This window comes from Pseudomonas sp. LB3P31, from assembly GCF_054897945.1.
On the sequence record NZ_CM142710.1, the window covers coordinates 893,853 to 908,202 of the forward strand.

Here is a 14,350-nt window from a genome sequence, read left to right on the forward strand (position 1 = left end):
CAGAAGTCATTTTAGGGCAGTTATGTGTTCCCTCGACTCATTCCTGCGTCGCACTTCTCACTGCCCACCCCACTCACCCCGGAGTTTCCCCATGCCCTCGCCCCATTCCCTGCCCGCAGCCCTGCTGGGTCTGGCCCTTGTCTGTCCGGCCAGCGTTGGCGCCCAGGGGCTGGAACTGGGGCAAGTGTTGATCGAGGCTGAGGGCCAAGGCGGCGAAGACCAGTCCATCGAGGATGCACAGGCCCGCCTCGCCGAAGTCCCCGGCGGCACCAACGTGGTCGATCTGCGCCGCCCACTGCAGGGCCGGGTCGCCAGCAACCAGGACGTGCTGGCCTATCAGCCGGGGATCTACGCGCAGTCTGCGGGTAACGAAGGGGTGAAGATTTCGATCCGTGGTTCGGGCATTAACCGCGCGCCCGGCTCCCATGCCTCGGGGTTGTACACCATGCTCGACGGCTTGCCGCTGACTGGTCCGGGAGGCACGCCCTACGAGTTGCTGGAACCGTTGTGGCTCGATCATGTGGAAGTGCTGCGCGGTGCCAATGGCTTTGATCGCGGCGCGCTGGCCCTGGGTGGGGCGATCGACTACCTCAGCCACACCGGTTACGACGCCCCGCGATTGCAGGTGCGCTACGCGGTGGGCAGCCACGGTTATCAGCAACGCCAGGTCAGTTCTGGCCAGGTGCTGGGGGCTTTTGACTACTATGTGGCCGTGACCGATGCGAGCGCAGACGGTTATCAGGACCACACCGCCAGCAAAAGCCAGGGGGTGATCGCCAACTTCGGCTATCGCTTCAACCCGAACCTGGAAACGCGCTTCTACCTGCGCCACCGGCAGACCGACAACGACCTCGCGGGCCGTGTCACCAAGCGCTCCATCGAACACGACGCGCGAGCGGCCAACCCTGCCTACGTGGCACGTAACGACAGCCGTGATCAGCCGGGCAGCACGTTCTTTGGCAACAAGACCACCTACTTCATCGACGACGATTCGAGCATCCAGACCGGACTGGTCTACCACGACTACCCGATGGATTTGCGCGAGGGGCCCAACCGCCTGAAGGTGGCGTACTCGGATGTCAGTGGTACGTTCGACTACAAGCGCCGCGACACACTCTGGGGCCTGGAAAGCCGCAGCAGTGCCGGCCTGCGGGTGACCAAGCACCTGCCCAATGACGGCGCGAGCGAATCCGTGCGCATTCCGAGCGGTAACACCGCCGGCTACGCGCCGGGCACTGCCATGCGCAACTTTACCTATCAGGGTTCGGACAGCGTCCTCCATCTGGGCAATGACCTGGAGATCGCCGACGACCTGTGGCTGACCACCGGCCTCGCAGCTATTTACACCCGCCGGGAAAGCGCTGTGACCTACCCGGACGGTGGCGGCAAGACCAGCCTGGGCGACTGGGATTATGCCCCGCGACTGGGTTTGCGCTATCAGGTGACACCTGACGTGCAGCTGTTCAGCAACCTCAGCCGTTCCGTTGAGGCGCCGCACCCCTGGTCGCTGATCTACAGCGCCAACCAGCGCTTCCCCGCAGGCAGCGGCGCCGCCACGGGCACCCAGCGCGATCCAATCAAGCTGCAGAACCAGACCGCGACCACCCTCGAACTCGGCGGCCGCGGCGACAGCAGCCTGGGCCAATGGAGCCTGGCCTGGTACTACGCCCAGGTGCACCACGAGTTGCTGTCGGTGCTGCCGGACGCCAATGCCACCACGCCCTACGAACTCAACGCCAGCCCCACCGTGCACCAGGGAGTGGAAGCCGGGCTGCAGAGCAAACTCTGGTCCCGGGACGATGGCGGCGAGCTGAGCCTGCGCCAGAGCTACACCTTCAGCGACTTCCATTATCGCGACGACGACCGCTTCGGCGACAACCGTCTGCCGGGCCTGCCGATGCACTACTACCAGGGCGAACTGCGCTATGACTGGCCCCAAGGGTTCTTCGCCGGGCTGAACACTCAGTGGGTGTCCAAAGTGGCGGTGGATTACGCCAACAGTTATTACGCCGATCCTTATGCGCTGTTCGGCGCGACCGTGGGCTACAACTCGCCCAAGGACGACTGGCAGACCTGGCTGGACCTGCGCAACCTGACCAACAAGCACTATGCCGCCACCGTCACTCCGGGCTACGACGACAAAGGTCTGGATGCCGCACGCTCGACACCGGGTGAAGGCCTGGGCGTGTATGCCGGCGTATCGTGGAGCCTGCGCTGAGGCCGCAGTGAGGACGAACCGAACGGCCTGCGCATTTACTTCGAACAGGACGGGCCATTTCGCTCGCCAACCAGGTAGTTTTTGGCCTACCCTCGAAGGCGACAAGCGCCAGAGCAGTCTCACATCTTCACTCAGAAAAAGGAGTTGCAACATGGAAGGAATCAACCAAATGCAGCCTGCAGAGTGCGCCGATATGAAGGACATCAGGCGCGAGATTGATGCCCTTGATCTCGCCGTAATCAAACTGCTGGGCAAGCGGTTCCAATACGTACTGTCAGCATCAAAATTCAAGACTTGCGCTGCCTCGGTCCGAGCCCAGGAGCGTTTCGACAGCATGTTGGCCGTACGCCGCGAGTGGGCCAGCAGCGAAGGCCTGAGCCCTGATGCCATCGGGAAGATGTACAGCGACCTGGTGACCCATTTCATCAGCGAAGAGATGAAACACTGGGCCGCGCAAACTCCTGCAAACTGATCCAGACCTACACCAACACCGTCAACCAGGCCGACACCAATAGCAGTAAAGCCAGCGCAGTATTCATCCGCCTGAACGCCTGCGGCGAGCCAAACACCCGGGCACTGCCTGCGCCGAGCAACGCCCACAGGGTCATGCAGGGTAACGACACCAGCAAGAACGCCAGCGACAGCACCAGCACGCGCAAGGCCTTGTCACCGTCGCCAGCAAATACGCTGACTACCGCCAGCGCCATCATCCAGACCTTGGGATTGATCAGCTGCAAAGCCGCAGCACCGAACGCACTGATCCCTTCGTCAGACGCTTCGAGGGACGGCGCTGCACTGCGAAAAATCTGCCAGGCCAGCCAGCTCAACCACAGCACCCCGCCCCAGGCCATCGCCTCCTGCACTCGCGGCAACCGCAACAATGTCTCGCCTACACCCAGCCCGACCACCAGTACGATCAGCGCCGCCGCCGCACACGCGCCAAAAATGATCGGCAGCGTGGCACCCAACCCGCGCCGCGAGCTGTGGCTCAGTACCAGAATATTGGTCGGCCCCGGAGTGATCGAGGCGACAAAGGCAAACAGCAGAAAAGGCAACAACGATTGCATGGTCCAGACTCCTTGAAGAAACAGGCAGTCATGGTCGCCAGAGCGCAGGCTTCAGTCTGGAAGGTTTGAGCAACGCTTGCGGTAATCCGCAGGAGTGAGCTGGTACGCGCGACGAAACCAGCGACCGAGGTGGCTCTGATCGGCAAAGCCCAATGCAGTCGCCACCTGCGCCGGCGACTCGCCCCGGGCCAGCAGCTGCCGCGCCCGAGCCAGGCGCAGCTGGATCAGATAAGCATGCGGCGCCAGCCCGAAGGCAGTCTTGAATGCCCGGGTCAGACGGAAGCGATCAACCCCACAGGCTTGGGCCAGATCATCCAGCCCTATGTCCTCATAGGCATGCGCGTGCAGATAGTCCCGCGCCACCTGGGCCACCAGCGGCAGGCGCGGGTCCAGGGCCTGACGCTTGCGCCAGTCGAGGTGCCCTGTCAGCGCGGCCAGCAGTGCATCGACGGCGCTCTGGCGCACCATGCGCAACTCGCCGTCATGAAGCGCATGAAAAGCCCGGGAAATGGCCGTGGCCAGGCGCGGGTCCTGGCTCAGGGTGTCGGCGAATCCCGGCTGGCTGTTGCTCGGCGCATGCTCGAACAGCGCCAGCAACTCACGCTCCAGCCACTGCGGATCGAGGTACAGCATGGAATAGGTGAACCCCTCGTCGGTCGGCGCGTGTCCATCGTGGATTTCCCCCGGCTCCAGCAGGAACACCTTGCCCGGCGTACTGAAATGCCGCACGCGCCGACAATTGAACTGCTGCACGCCCTGCTCGGTCACCCCGACCAGAAAACTGTCGTGCCAGTGCGGGTCATAGGCATGTCCCTGGAAATGCGCCCGAATCGATTCAATCCCGGTATCGGCATCCTGGGACAGCTCAATCCAGTTGCGTTTATCCACGGGAGACTCCAGGGGGTAATGTTGGTTGGGGTGTGCGGACCATTAACCTACCGCGCTTTGCAGCCAAGGTTTAGAACAATTGTGCAGCCGGTTGCCCATCCGCAATCAACGCAAAATTTCAGTCGGACCGGGTTCTTTGCACGTCAGCCATGCCCCCCCAAAACAAAAGGAGCGAGCTTGCTCGCGACAAACTCAATAACACCGCGATCATCGGGTGTCTTTAGCAAGCAATGTCCCTCATATAGCCTGAACCAAGAACCATATGCAAAAAAAGAAGTACAAAGTCATTTTATAGTGCGTTTTAATCTAATCATTACTTACATGATTGGAGCATCCGCACTTGAAGATCCCGACGTTTTTATCGCTTGGCCTGGCGTTGGCCACCAGCTGCTCCGTAGCGTTCGCGGGGCCCATTCTTGATCGAGTGACACAAAAGGGTGAGCTGACCGGGGTGCTGATGGAGAGCTATCCCCCCTTCTCGTTTCTCAACGAGGAGAACCAGCTGGATGGTTTTGACGTCGACGTGGCCAAGGCGGTGGCCGAGCGGCTCGGGGTCAAGCTCAAGCTGGAAACACCCTCCTGGGACGTGATTGCTGCTGGTCACTGGAATGGTCGTTATGACATTTGCGTATGCTCGATGACGCCGAGCAAGGCGCGGGCCGAGGTGTTCGACTTTCCCGTCGAGTACTACCAGTCGCCGGCGGTAATCGTGGTTAACGCCAAGGACAATGCCATCTCTGCAGGCAAGGATTTATCAGGCAAGAAGGTCGGGGTGATCAGTGCTTCTACCTACGAAGCTTATCTGAATAAGGATCTGGTGATCGAAGGCGCTGAGGACAAGCCGTTGAGCTATCCGTTCGACAGCGTCCAGGTCGCCCCTTACGACAATGAGACGGTCGCTTTCCAGGACCTGGCCCTGGGCAGCGGCGTGCGCCTGGATGCGATGGTCACCAACCTGATCACAGCCCGCGAGCGCATCGCCCAGGATCCGCGGTTCAAGATTACGGGTGATACGTTATATGCCGAGCCGAACGTGGTTGCCGTGGAAAAAGGTGATCCCCAATGGAATGCCAAGGTCACCGAGATCATTGCGCAGCTCAAGGCTGACGGCACACTTGGCAAAATATCGCAGAAATGGATCGGCGCCGATATCAGCCAATGACAGCCCTCAATCCACATCCGGCAAGAGTCACCGTCGCCCCCCGACCCCGTCAGCATCGGCTGGAACGACTGTTTGGATTTCGCACTCGCCTGTATTTGACGTGGGCCGGACTGTTCGGTCTGTGCATCGTGTTTTTCATGAGCTTCGACCTGAAGTACTCGATCATACTGGATAAATTGCCGAACCTGATCGGCCTGCATCTTGGGCCGAACGGATTCCTGCAAGGCGCCGCGCTGACGATTTTTCTGTGCCTGTGCTCGATCGGGTTTTCCTTGCTGCTGGGCTTTTTCACGGCACTGGCACGCCTGTCCAAAAGCGCTGTGGCCTTCGGCATCGCGAGTTTCTACGCCTCGTTCTTTCGTGGCACGCCGCTGTTGATCCAGATCCTGCTGATCTACCTGGGCCTGCCGCAATTGGGCGTGGTTCCGGGAGCCATCAGCGCAGGGATCATCGCGCTCTCGCTGAACTACGGCGCTTATCTGAGCGAGATCTTTCGCGCCGGCATTCTCGGCGTGGCCCCTGGGCAGCGTGAAGCAGCCGCCGCTCTGGGCCTGCGCCCGGCCGCGACGTTCCTGCACATCATCCTGCCGCAAGCGATGCGCACGATCCTGCCGCCGACCACCAGCCAGTTCATTTCGATGCTCAAGGACTCTTCGCTGATTTCTGTGATGGGGGTCTGGGAAGTGATGTTCCTGGCGCAGTCGTACGGTCGCTCGTCCTACCGCTACATCGAGATGCTCACGAGCGCAGCCGTGATTTATTGGCTGCTGTCGATCGGCCTCGAATTGATCCAGCACCGCCTTGAGCGCCACTACGGCAAAGGCTTCCAGCAGCAGCGCTGACCCGCTGCACTCAACACATATTTTGCAGGAACCATGATGTCCGATCCAAAACCTCTGCTGTTTGCACTCTATGAACAGGCCAGTGTCGGTTGCGGCGGTGCCCCCAGCCTCTGGACGCACCCGGCTGATGAACGCCTGAACATCAACTCCCTGGGTTACTGGTCGAACCTGGCCCGCATTGCCGACCAGGCCCATCTCGACATGCTGTTTTTTGGCGATGTGCTGGGCTTCTACGACGTGTTCGGCAGCAATGCCGACGCCGCCATGAAATGGGCGGTGGAAGCACCGGCCAACGATCCGTTGATGATCATACCGGCGTTGGCAGCCGTGACTGAAAACCTGGCGTTTGGCGTCACCGTCACCACCAGTTATGAGCATCCATTTACCCATGCTCGGCGCTTCAGCACGCTGGATCACCTGACCAATGGCCGGGTCGGCTGGAACATCGTCACCTCCTACCTGTCCAGCGCCGCGCGCAATTTCGGGCTGGAGCAAATGATCAAGCATGACGATCGCTACGAGCGCGCCGAAGAGTTTCTCGATGTGGTGTACAAGCTCTGGGAAGGCAGTTGGGCCGATGACGCGGTGGTCGCAGACAAGGCTCGTCAACTTTATGCCCGGGGTGACCGGGTGCGGCCGATCAATCACCAGGGCGCGCATTATCGGGTGGCCGGGCCGCACCTGACTTCGCCCTCGCCACAGCGCACGCCACTGCTGATCCAGGCCGGCTGGTCGGGGCGCGGGCGCGAGTTCGCCGCCAAACATGCCGAGCTGATCTTCATTGCCAAATCCAATCCGCAGGAAATCCGCCTGGGCCTGGAAGACATCTGGGCCCAGGCCGAGGCTCGCGGTCGGCAACGCGAGGACGTGAAATCGCTGACGGTGTTGCGCATCGTCACCGCCAAAACCGAGATCGAGGCCCAGCGCAAATATGACCTGTTGCAGAGCAACTACCACCTGCAAGCGCAACTGGTCAGCTACGCCGGCGACACAGGCATCGACATCAGCCGCTATGCCGATGACGATCCACTCTCGACTCACACCGAAGGCCTGACCTCCTACGTGATGCGCGCCGACGGCAGCGGCAAGCCCTTGACTGCGGGTGACGTCAAGAAACGCTTTGCCAGTGTGACGCGCGGCAGCGACCTGATTCTGGTGGGTACACCCCAGCAAGTCGCCGATCGCATTGAAGAACACGCGCGGATATCCGGCACCAGCGGCTACATGCTTAACCCGCTGATCAGCCCAGGGAGTCTGGAAGACTTTGTCGAACTGATCATTCCCGAATTACGGAAGCGCGGGCTGTATCGCACAGAACCCCAGCGTGGCACCTTCCGTTCCAGGCTGCGCGACGACGGTGCCAGTCACCTGCCGTCATCGGCCTATGGCGCATCGTTCCGCTTCGACCACACGCAGTGACTGTCGATGTTGCGAACAAAAAATTACGCCTCGCTGTGAATTATTTAGTGTCCTGATGTATCTGAACTGCAAGAGGCCATGCCAGCAAAAAGATGGCACGGCCAAGGCAAACTCGTCTGGCCCGTACTTTACCGGGCTGGCGGCTTGCATCAAGACTGATCAGGTACAGAGTGGCTCGCATGAAATCTTCTGAGAAAGAACTCAATCCAATCGGATTGAAAGACATCACGATTGTCGACGACGTCAAGATGCGCAAGGCGATCACCGCCGCGGCACTGGGCAACGCCATGGAGTGGTTTGATTTTGGCGTTTACGGCTTCGTCGCCTATGTGCTCGGCAAGGTGTTTTTTCCCGGCGCCGATCCTGGCGTGCAGATGATCGCCGCACTGGCGACCTTCTCGGTGCCCTTCCTGATCCGGCCGCTGGGTGGTCTGTTCTTCGGCACCCTGGGTGATAAATACGGCCGGCAGAAGGTCCTGGCCGCCACCATTGTGATCATGTCCCTCAGTACCTTCGCCATCGGGCTGATTCCGTCCTACGCCTCAATCGGCATCTGGGCGCCGATCCTCCTGCTGCTGGCGAAGATGGTCCAGGGGTTTTCCGTGGGCGGTGAATACACCGGCGCCTCGATCTTCGTCGCCGAATACGCCCCGGATCGCAAGCGCGGTTTCCTCGGCAGCTGGCTGGACTTCGGTTCGATCGCCGGTTTCGTCCTCGGTGCTGGCGTGGTCGTGCTGATCTCGACCATTCTCGGTGAAGAGCAGTTCGAGTCATGGGGCTGGCGCCTGCCGTTCTTCCTCGCCCTGCCCCTGGGCATGATCGGCCTGTACCTGCGTCACGCGCTGGAAGAAACACCGGCCTTCCAGCAGCACGTCGAGCAGCTTGAGCAGGACGATCGCGAGGGCCTCGCCCGAGGTCCGAAAGTGTCATTCAGGGAAGTCGCGACCAAGCACTGGCGCAGCCTGTTGACCTGCATCGGCGTGGTCGCGGCGACCAACGTCACCTACTACATGCTGCTCACCTACATGCCGAGCTACCTCACGCACAACCTGCACTACAGCGAAAATCACGGCGTATTGATCATCATCGCAATCATGGTCGGCATGTTGTTCGTGCAGCCGCTGATCGGTCTGGTCAGTGACAAGATCGGCCGCCGCCCCTTCATTATCTGCGGCAGCATCGGCCTGTTCTGCCTCGCCATTCCGGCGTTCATGCTGATCAACAGCGGCAAGCTCGGCCTGATTTTTTCCGGGTTGCTGATGCTGGCGGTGCTGCTGAACTTTTTCATCGGGGTGATGGCCTCCACCCTGCCAGCGATGTTCCCCACGCACATCCGTTACAGCGCGCTGGCCAGCGCCTTTAACGTCTCGGTGTTGATCGCTGGCCTGACGCCGGCCATCGTCGCCTGGCTGGTGGAAAGCACGCAGAACCTGTACATGCCGGCCTATTACCTGATGGTGATTGCCGTGGTGGGCCTGGTGACCGGCGTGACGATGAAGGAGACCGCCAACAAACCGCTGCGTGGCGCAGCGCCGGCGGCTTCCGACCTTGAGGAAGCGCGCGAGCTGCTGCAGGAACATCACGACAACATCGAGCAGAAGATCGAGGACATCGACAGCGAGATTGCCGAGCTGGAGGCCAAGCGCGAGCGCCTGGTGCAGCAACATCCACGGATAGAGTAACTCTGTGCGGCCTGGGTCTTCTCTCAGGCCACTGCGAGGGGGAACCCCAGGCAAAACCGCGTACCGGTTTCGTCGCTTTCAACACTCACCCAGCCACCGTGCACTTGCATGATAGAACGCACGATGGCCAACCCCAGCCCACCGGAATCGTCGGGCTGATTGCGCGACGGGTCGCACCGATAGAAGCGCTCGAACAGTCGCGGCAGATGTTCGGCTGCAATCGGCAGGCCCTGGTTGTGCACCGTGACCTCGAGGCGATCTTGCAGCACTGCGCTGCTGATCGTCACGGCGCTGGCCGGCGCGCCGTAACGCAGCGCATTGGCCAGCAGGTTGGCCAGCGCCCGCCGAACCAGGCCTGGGTCGGCCAGCAACTGGCCATGGGCCTGGTTGATCAGCTGTACATCACACTCCTGGGCCACTCCTTCAAAATACTCACACAGTTGCTCGATCAGTTCGTGCAGGTCGATGGGCGCGGACTTTACCGAGGCATCGGACTGCTCGGTACGAGCGAGAAACAGCATGCTGTCGATCATCCGCGCCAGGCGCTCGTATTCTTCCTGGTTGGACACCAGCAGGTTCTGATAGTCCTCGATCGAGCGACTGTGGCGCAGGGTTTGCTGGGTATGCCCCATCAGGTTGCTGAGCGGGGTGCGCATCTCGTGGGCGAGGTCTTCGGAGAAACGCGAAAGCTGGGCGAATCCGTCCTCCAGGCGCGCGAGCATCTGATTGAGCGCATGACTCAGCGCCCGCAGCTCACTCAACTCACTGAACTCATCCAGCCGCAGGTGCAGATGTTGCACATCGATGCCGGCAGCGCGCTTGGCCAGCAGGCGCACCGGGCGCAGGCCGCGCTGACTGACCCATCCGCCCAGCACGAACGCCAGCAGCGCACCGATCGACATGGCCAGCCACAGCTTCAATCGATAAGCCGCCAGCATCTGCTCACGTTCACCCAGCAACTTGCCCGCGATCAGGGTCAGGCGGCGATCACCCTGGGTCACATCCTTCCAAGCCAGGCGCACTGTCTCGGAAGCATCGGCGTCAGCGACTTGCGCCTGGAGTGTGGCCGGGAGCCGCGGCAGACTCATGTGCACGGGGTTGATTTCGATCAGCACCTGGCCGCGGTCGTCGACGATCCACAGCAGGTTGTCGCGGTTGCCCAGCATGTTTTCGTAGAGCTTGGGCCGACTGCGCAATTGCTCGATGCTGTCGCTGTCGTTGATCAGCGCCTGCATGCGCTCCAGCCGACCGAGCAGGGCCTGGTCATCGCGCCAGGCGATCTCGCGCTCCAGGGACTGATACAGATAAAAACCGATTGAGCCCAGCAACAGTGCGCTGACCAGCGCGAACATCAGCGCCAGGCGCAGGCTCAGGGCGCGCGGGAACAGTTTCAGGATTGCACCTCGAGCATGTAGCCAATACCGCGCACGGTGTGGATCAATTTGAGCGGGTAAGGATCGTCGACCTTGGCCCGCAGTCGACGAATCGCCACGTCGACCACGTTGGTGTCGCTGTCGAAGTTCATCTGCCAGATCTGCGAGGCAATCAGCGAGCGCGACAGCACCTCCCCTTCACGACTGAGCAGCAGATGCAGCAAGGCGAATTCCTTGTTGGTCAGGGTCAGGCGCTCGCCGTTGCGCGTGACCTTGCGCCGCAGCAGATCCAGGCTGAGGTCGCCCGCCAGGAAATGCTCGACTTCACGCGGCGGGCCCCGGCGCAGCAACGTGCGTACGCGGGCCAGCAACTCGGCGTAGGAAAAGGGTTTGACCAGGTAATCATCGGCGCCCAGTTCCAGGCCCTTGACCCGATCGTCCACCGAATCCCGGGCGGTCAGGAACAGCACCGGGGTCTGCACTTTGCGCCGGATGATCTGCAGCAATTGCCAGCCGTCCAGGCCCGGCAGCATCACGTCGAGAATAATCAGGTCGAACTCGCTCTCCTGGGCCAGGTGCTGGCCGTCCAGCCCATTAAGGGCAATCTCGACCACGTAGCCCGACTCAGTCAGGGCCTTACGCAGGTAATCCGCCGTCTTCGCTTCGTCTTCAACCACCAGGATGCGCATTTTTTCCTCCGGGACTAGCGCATAGGCTAGCCCGCTTCGCCGGTTTCTCACATTACATCTTGGTAATCATCGGGCAATCATTCTGAGCGGACGTGTTGGGCATCATGGCGGCCACTGACTCAACCAGCCTCCCAACCAAGGAAAAAGCATGCGTACCGGTCTATCAACTTCATTGCTGATTACCCTCGCCATCAGCCCTTTATTTGCCCATGCCGCGCAGAATCCCGTGGCGCAGCGCATGGACGTTACTTTGGCGCTGGCCAATGACTTGCTCAACGCCACGATGAGCGCCTGTCACGCTGATGGCCGCACCGCCGTTGCCGCAGTCGTCGACCGTGGCGGCAACCTGGTCGCCGTGCAGCGCGACGACAACGTCGGCCCGCACAACACGCTGGCCGCGCAACGCAAGGCCTACACCGCGCTGTCGACCAAGACCTCGACGCGAGTCCTGGCCGAGCGCGCCCGCGCTACGCCCGATGCGGAAAACCTCAACACCCTCGGTGAGTTGTTGCTGCTGGGTGGAGGCGTGCCGTTGCAGTTCGAGGGGCAGGTGATCGGCGCCATCGGGGTGGCAGGTGCCGGTGGCGCCGCCTTCGATGAAGGCTGTGCGCTGGCTGCCATCAACAAAGTCTTACCTGCCGTTAAAAACTAAGGAAATCACCATGACCGTAATGAAATCCCTCTTTGCTGGCGTTGTATTGAGCGCTCTGTCGACTTTGGCAGCAGCGGCAGCCAATCCGCTGAGCGTGCACGTACTCAACTTGCAGGATGGCCTGCCCTCTCCTGGGGTCAATGTCACCCTGGAAAAACAGGACGGCAAGAACTGGGACATGCTCAACAGCGCCGCGACCAACGAGCAGGGGCGTGTTACCGGGCTCTACCCTGAGGGTCAGGAGCTGCAGAAAGGCACTTACCGTGTCACCTTCAAGACCGGTGAGTGGTTCAAGGCGCACAAGATCTCCAGCTTCTTCCCGGAAGTGCCGGTGATTTTCGAGGTGGACGGCACGGTTCCGCACTATCACATTCCATTGCTGCTCAGCCCGTACGGTTTTTCGACCTACCGGGGTAACTGAAGCGCAAAAAAAACCCCGCAACCGAATGAGGTGCGGGGTCAAAAAATTGGTTGGTTGCGGCCAACCAAAGGAGCTCTGTAGGGTTAGATGCAGTCCTGTGCTGCTCGTTCAAAACTGGAAGGCAGCAGGTTCGAGGCCAGCAAGTGGCGCTCGTAAACGAACACCTTGCCGCCGTTCCCCGCCTTGTAGGCTTCCAGCACGTTGTCTGCGGCGATCTTGCTCGGCACCACGATCCGGTAGCTGCGCTGGGTCTGCGAAACGCTCGGGTGCATCGAACTGCCCTGCAATTTTGGCACGACGCAATCGGTGTATTGCGCCGGGGTCTTGCTGGTCTGCAAGATCAGCGTCGGGTTGTTCGGCGCGGAGGCGCAACCAGCCAGCAACAGCGAGCCAGACGCCATGGCTAGTACAAAAACAGCGCGCATCGATCTCATCCTGAAAAAAATTTGGTTCATTCGGCAGCTGAACTGCCTCGCCGTGTTCGATGGGTGTCATTTTCCGGGTATTGTTCGCAAAGTAGAACTTGCCTTTGGTGATGGTCACTATTACTTCTAGCGATAGTTGCCCGCCGTACAGGCAGGCGTGCCATCTAACAAGATTGATGAGGATCTCTTTTTGAGAACTTTTGACTTTATCCGTGACGCGGTTTTGCCCGAGTACCGGGAGCGGGTGGCTGAGTATCTGGTGCAGTATGAGAGTGTGCTGCTCAGCGAACCCGCGCCGGACCCGGAGCTGGCGCGGGACACTGTAAATCAGCTGCGCGGCTATTTGCGTGGGCTGAATACTACGCGGGTACTGGGCATGGCTGATTTGGAGGAGCTGGATCGGCGGTTGGCAGAGACCTTGTGATAAATCGCCGCCCGTGCTCTTGCCCTGTGGGAGCAAAGCTTGCTCGCGATGGCTTTTTGGCCTCGTACATATCCATTGCTACGGTAACGGCTTCTATCGGTTTCGCCCTTACGGCGAGTCACTTTCAAAAAGCGTGAAAGTAACCAAAGCGCTCTTGCCCCACCACTCGGCACCTCGCTAGGGCTCGGTGTGCCCTCACTCCGGCATTGCTCCGCGGGCCGCCGCGATGGCCCATCCATGGGCCAGCGCGGCTAAACCGGCATCCTTGCCGGTTTACCCGCTACGCAATGCCTGCGTTCGGCCATCGTGGTTAACGGGGCGCCTGCCATCCAAAGCCTCGCCGTGGCGGCCTCCGGGCCGACCAAGGCAACAAGCCGGCGCGCTGCGCTTGGTTTGATCGTGCATACCCTTGCAGCTGACGCTGTCCCCTGTGGGAGAGGGCTTGCTCGCGAATGGAGCTAAACGATTACGCATGTTTACTGAATACACGTCACGGATGTCCAAATATATCCGCTCAAGCCTCTGCACAAGCAGAATTGATTTGTGAATAGCGGCAGATACCAAACAGAGGAATCGATCACTTAGGACATGATTGAGGCTCCGGCAATTGCAGCGGTGTCTTGATCGGGTACTCGGGGCTGCCGTAGGCGTAGCAGGAAGTGCTGAGCTCAATTTCGTCACAAGGAAGGAAATGGACTGTGATGCCGCAGACTTTTTGGCCGGTGTAGTCAGGTACTGACACCAATCGGCTATGACGGCGTTTTTGAGCATCGATTTCTTTTGCCCAAGCCAAGTATTTGGGCCAATCACCGATGCCTGGATAACCTATCGTACTGCCAGCTCCTGTCTCCCAGTCAACCAGTACCGTCGTCCCGGGGTTCCAACGCGATGGAGCAACGTAACAACAACCACCCCCTCCTCCCTGGTATGGACCAATAGCATCAAGGCCTGAGTGACCGTCAACACTGAAATGGTTGATGGCCCAGTGCGTGTGGTTAATGGCCTCGATAGTGCTGGCCTGCACGCCGTGCACTTGAAATGTCGCAACTAAACCGAGCATGACGCCGAGGAGTAAACGCGACGAGCGC

15 protein-coding genes are annotated in these 14,350 nt (G+C 60.4%); 9 read left to right on the plus strand and 6 right to left on the minus strand.

Annotated features, from left to right (window positions below):
- Positions 1 to 91 precede the first annotated feature (91 nt).
- Both ACYZTK_RS03835 and ACYZTK_RS03840 read left to right on the plus strand, forming a co-directional pair.
- Positions 92 to 2,218 carry a TonB-dependent receptor family protein gene (locus tag ACYZTK_RS03835; protein ID WP_462013215.1) on the plus strand — a complete coding sequence of 709 codons (2,127 nt, stop codon included), beginning with the start codon at positions 92 to 94 and terminating at the stop codon, positions 2,216 to 2,218.
- Between the two features lie 151 nt (positions 2,219 to 2,369).
- Positions 2,370 to 2,690, plus strand: a complete 321-nt coding sequence (locus ACYZTK_RS03840) for an isochorismate lyase (protein ID WP_462013216.1) — start codon at positions 2,370 to 2,372, stop codon at positions 2,688 to 2,690.
- A 7-nt stretch (positions 2,691 to 2,697) separates the two neighbouring features.
- Here ACYZTK_RS03840 and ACYZTK_RS03845 read toward each other — a convergent pair whose 3' ends face one another.
- Together ACYZTK_RS03845 and ACYZTK_RS03850 are read right to left on the minus strand one after the other, a co-directional pair.
- Positions 2,698 to 3,285 carry a LysE family translocator gene (locus tag ACYZTK_RS03845; RefSeq protein WP_462013217.1) on the minus strand — a complete coding sequence of 196 codons (588 nt, stop codon included), beginning with the start codon at positions 3,283 to 3,285 and terminating at the stop codon, positions 2,698 to 2,700.
- 51 nt (positions 3,286 to 3,336) lie between these two features.
- Positions 3,337 to 4,173: an AraC family ligand binding domain-containing protein gene (locus ACYZTK_RS03850; RefSeq protein ID WP_462013218.1), complete on the minus strand. Its 837-nt coding sequence runs from the start codon at positions 4,171 to 4,173 to the stop codon at positions 3,337 to 3,339.
- A 340-nt stretch (positions 4,174 to 4,513) separates the two neighbouring features.
- Here ACYZTK_RS03850 and ACYZTK_RS03855 point away from each other — a divergent pair, with 340 nt between their 5' ends.
- The 4 genes from ACYZTK_RS03855 to proP all read left to right on the plus strand — a co-directional run bounded on the left by ACYZTK_RS03855 (position 4,514) and on the right by proP (position 9,278).
- A complete protein-coding gene (locus ACYZTK_RS03855) occupies positions 4,514 to 5,335 on the plus strand; it encodes an ABC transporter substrate-binding protein (protein ID WP_462013219.1) in 822 nt (273 codons plus the stop codon).
- Positions 5,332 to 6,177, plus strand: a complete 846-nt coding sequence (locus ACYZTK_RS03860; protein WP_462013220.1) for an amino acid ABC transporter permease — start codon at positions 5,332 to 5,334, stop codon at positions 6,175 to 6,177. Before ACYZTK_RS03855 ends, ACYZTK_RS03860 begins: the two co-directional genes overlap by 4 nt.
- Before the next feature lie 36 nt (positions 6,178 to 6,213).
- The gene (locus ACYZTK_RS03865; protein WP_462013221.1) at positions 6,214 to 7,596 is read left to right on the plus strand and encodes an LLM class flavin-dependent oxidoreductase; all 1,383 of its coding nucleotides are present in this window, start codon (positions 6,214 to 6,216) and stop codon (positions 7,594 to 7,596) included.
- Between the two features lie 179 nt (positions 7,597 to 7,775).
- Entirely contained in the window at positions 7,776 to 9,278 is a 1,503-nt protein-coding gene (gene proP / locus ACYZTK_RS03870) for a glycine betaine/L-proline transporter ProP (RefSeq protein ID WP_462013222.1), read from the plus strand.
- Positions 9,279 to 9,301: 23 nt separating this feature from the next.
- On the opposite strand, the gene ACYZTK_RS03875 is transcribed toward proP, so the two are convergent.
- Both ACYZTK_RS03875 and ACYZTK_RS03880 read right to left on the minus strand, forming a co-directional pair.
- Entirely contained in the window at positions 9,302 to 10,672 is a 1,371-nt protein-coding gene (locus tag ACYZTK_RS03875) for a heavy metal sensor histidine kinase (RefSeq protein WP_462014849.1), read from the minus strand.
- Positions 10,669 to 11,340: a heavy metal response regulator transcription factor gene (locus ACYZTK_RS03880; RefSeq protein ID WP_462013223.1), complete on the minus strand. Its 672-nt coding sequence runs from the start codon at positions 11,338 to 11,340 to the stop codon at positions 10,669 to 10,671. Before ACYZTK_RS03880 ends, ACYZTK_RS03875 begins: the two co-directional genes overlap by 4 nt.
- Positions 11,341 to 11,488: 148 nt before the next feature.
- On the opposite strand from ACYZTK_RS03880, the gene ACYZTK_RS03885 reads away from it, so the two are divergent.
- Both ACYZTK_RS03885 and uraH read left to right on the plus strand, forming a co-directional pair.
- Positions 11,489 to 11,992, plus strand: a complete 504-nt coding sequence (locus ACYZTK_RS03885) for a GlcG/HbpS family heme-binding protein (protein WP_462013224.1) — start codon at positions 11,489 to 11,491, stop codon at positions 11,990 to 11,992.
- A 10-nt stretch (positions 11,993 to 12,002) separates the two neighbouring features.
- The gene (uraH, locus tag ACYZTK_RS03890) at positions 12,003 to 12,413 is read left to right on the plus strand and encodes a hydroxyisourate hydrolase (RefSeq protein ID WP_462013225.1); all 411 of its coding nucleotides are present in this window, start codon (positions 12,003 to 12,005) and stop codon (positions 12,411 to 12,413) included.
- An 83-nt stretch (positions 12,414 to 12,496) separates the two neighbouring features.
- Here the strand turns inward: uraH and ACYZTK_RS03895 are convergent, their stop codons facing one another.
- On the minus strand, positions 12,497 to 12,838 hold the full coding sequence (locus ACYZTK_RS03895; RefSeq protein WP_462013226.1) for a hypothetical protein: 342 nt from the start codon (positions 12,836 to 12,838) through the stop codon (positions 12,497 to 12,499).
- A gap of 190 nt (positions 12,839 to 13,028) precedes the next feature.
- Between ACYZTK_RS03895 and ACYZTK_RS03900 the strand changes: the two genes are divergently transcribed.
- Entirely contained in the window at positions 13,029 to 13,262 is a 234-nt protein-coding gene (locus ACYZTK_RS03900) for a hypothetical protein (RefSeq protein ID WP_462013227.1), read from the plus strand.
- Between the two features lie 577 nt (positions 13,263 to 13,839).
- Here the strand turns inward: ACYZTK_RS03900 and ACYZTK_RS03905 are convergent.
- Positions 13,840 to 14,322: a DUF3304 domain-containing protein gene (locus tag ACYZTK_RS03905; RefSeq protein ID WP_462014850.1), complete on the minus strand. Its 483-nt coding sequence runs from the start codon at positions 14,320 to 14,322 to the stop codon at positions 13,840 to 13,842.
- Positions 14,323 to 14,350: the final 28 nt, after the last annotated feature.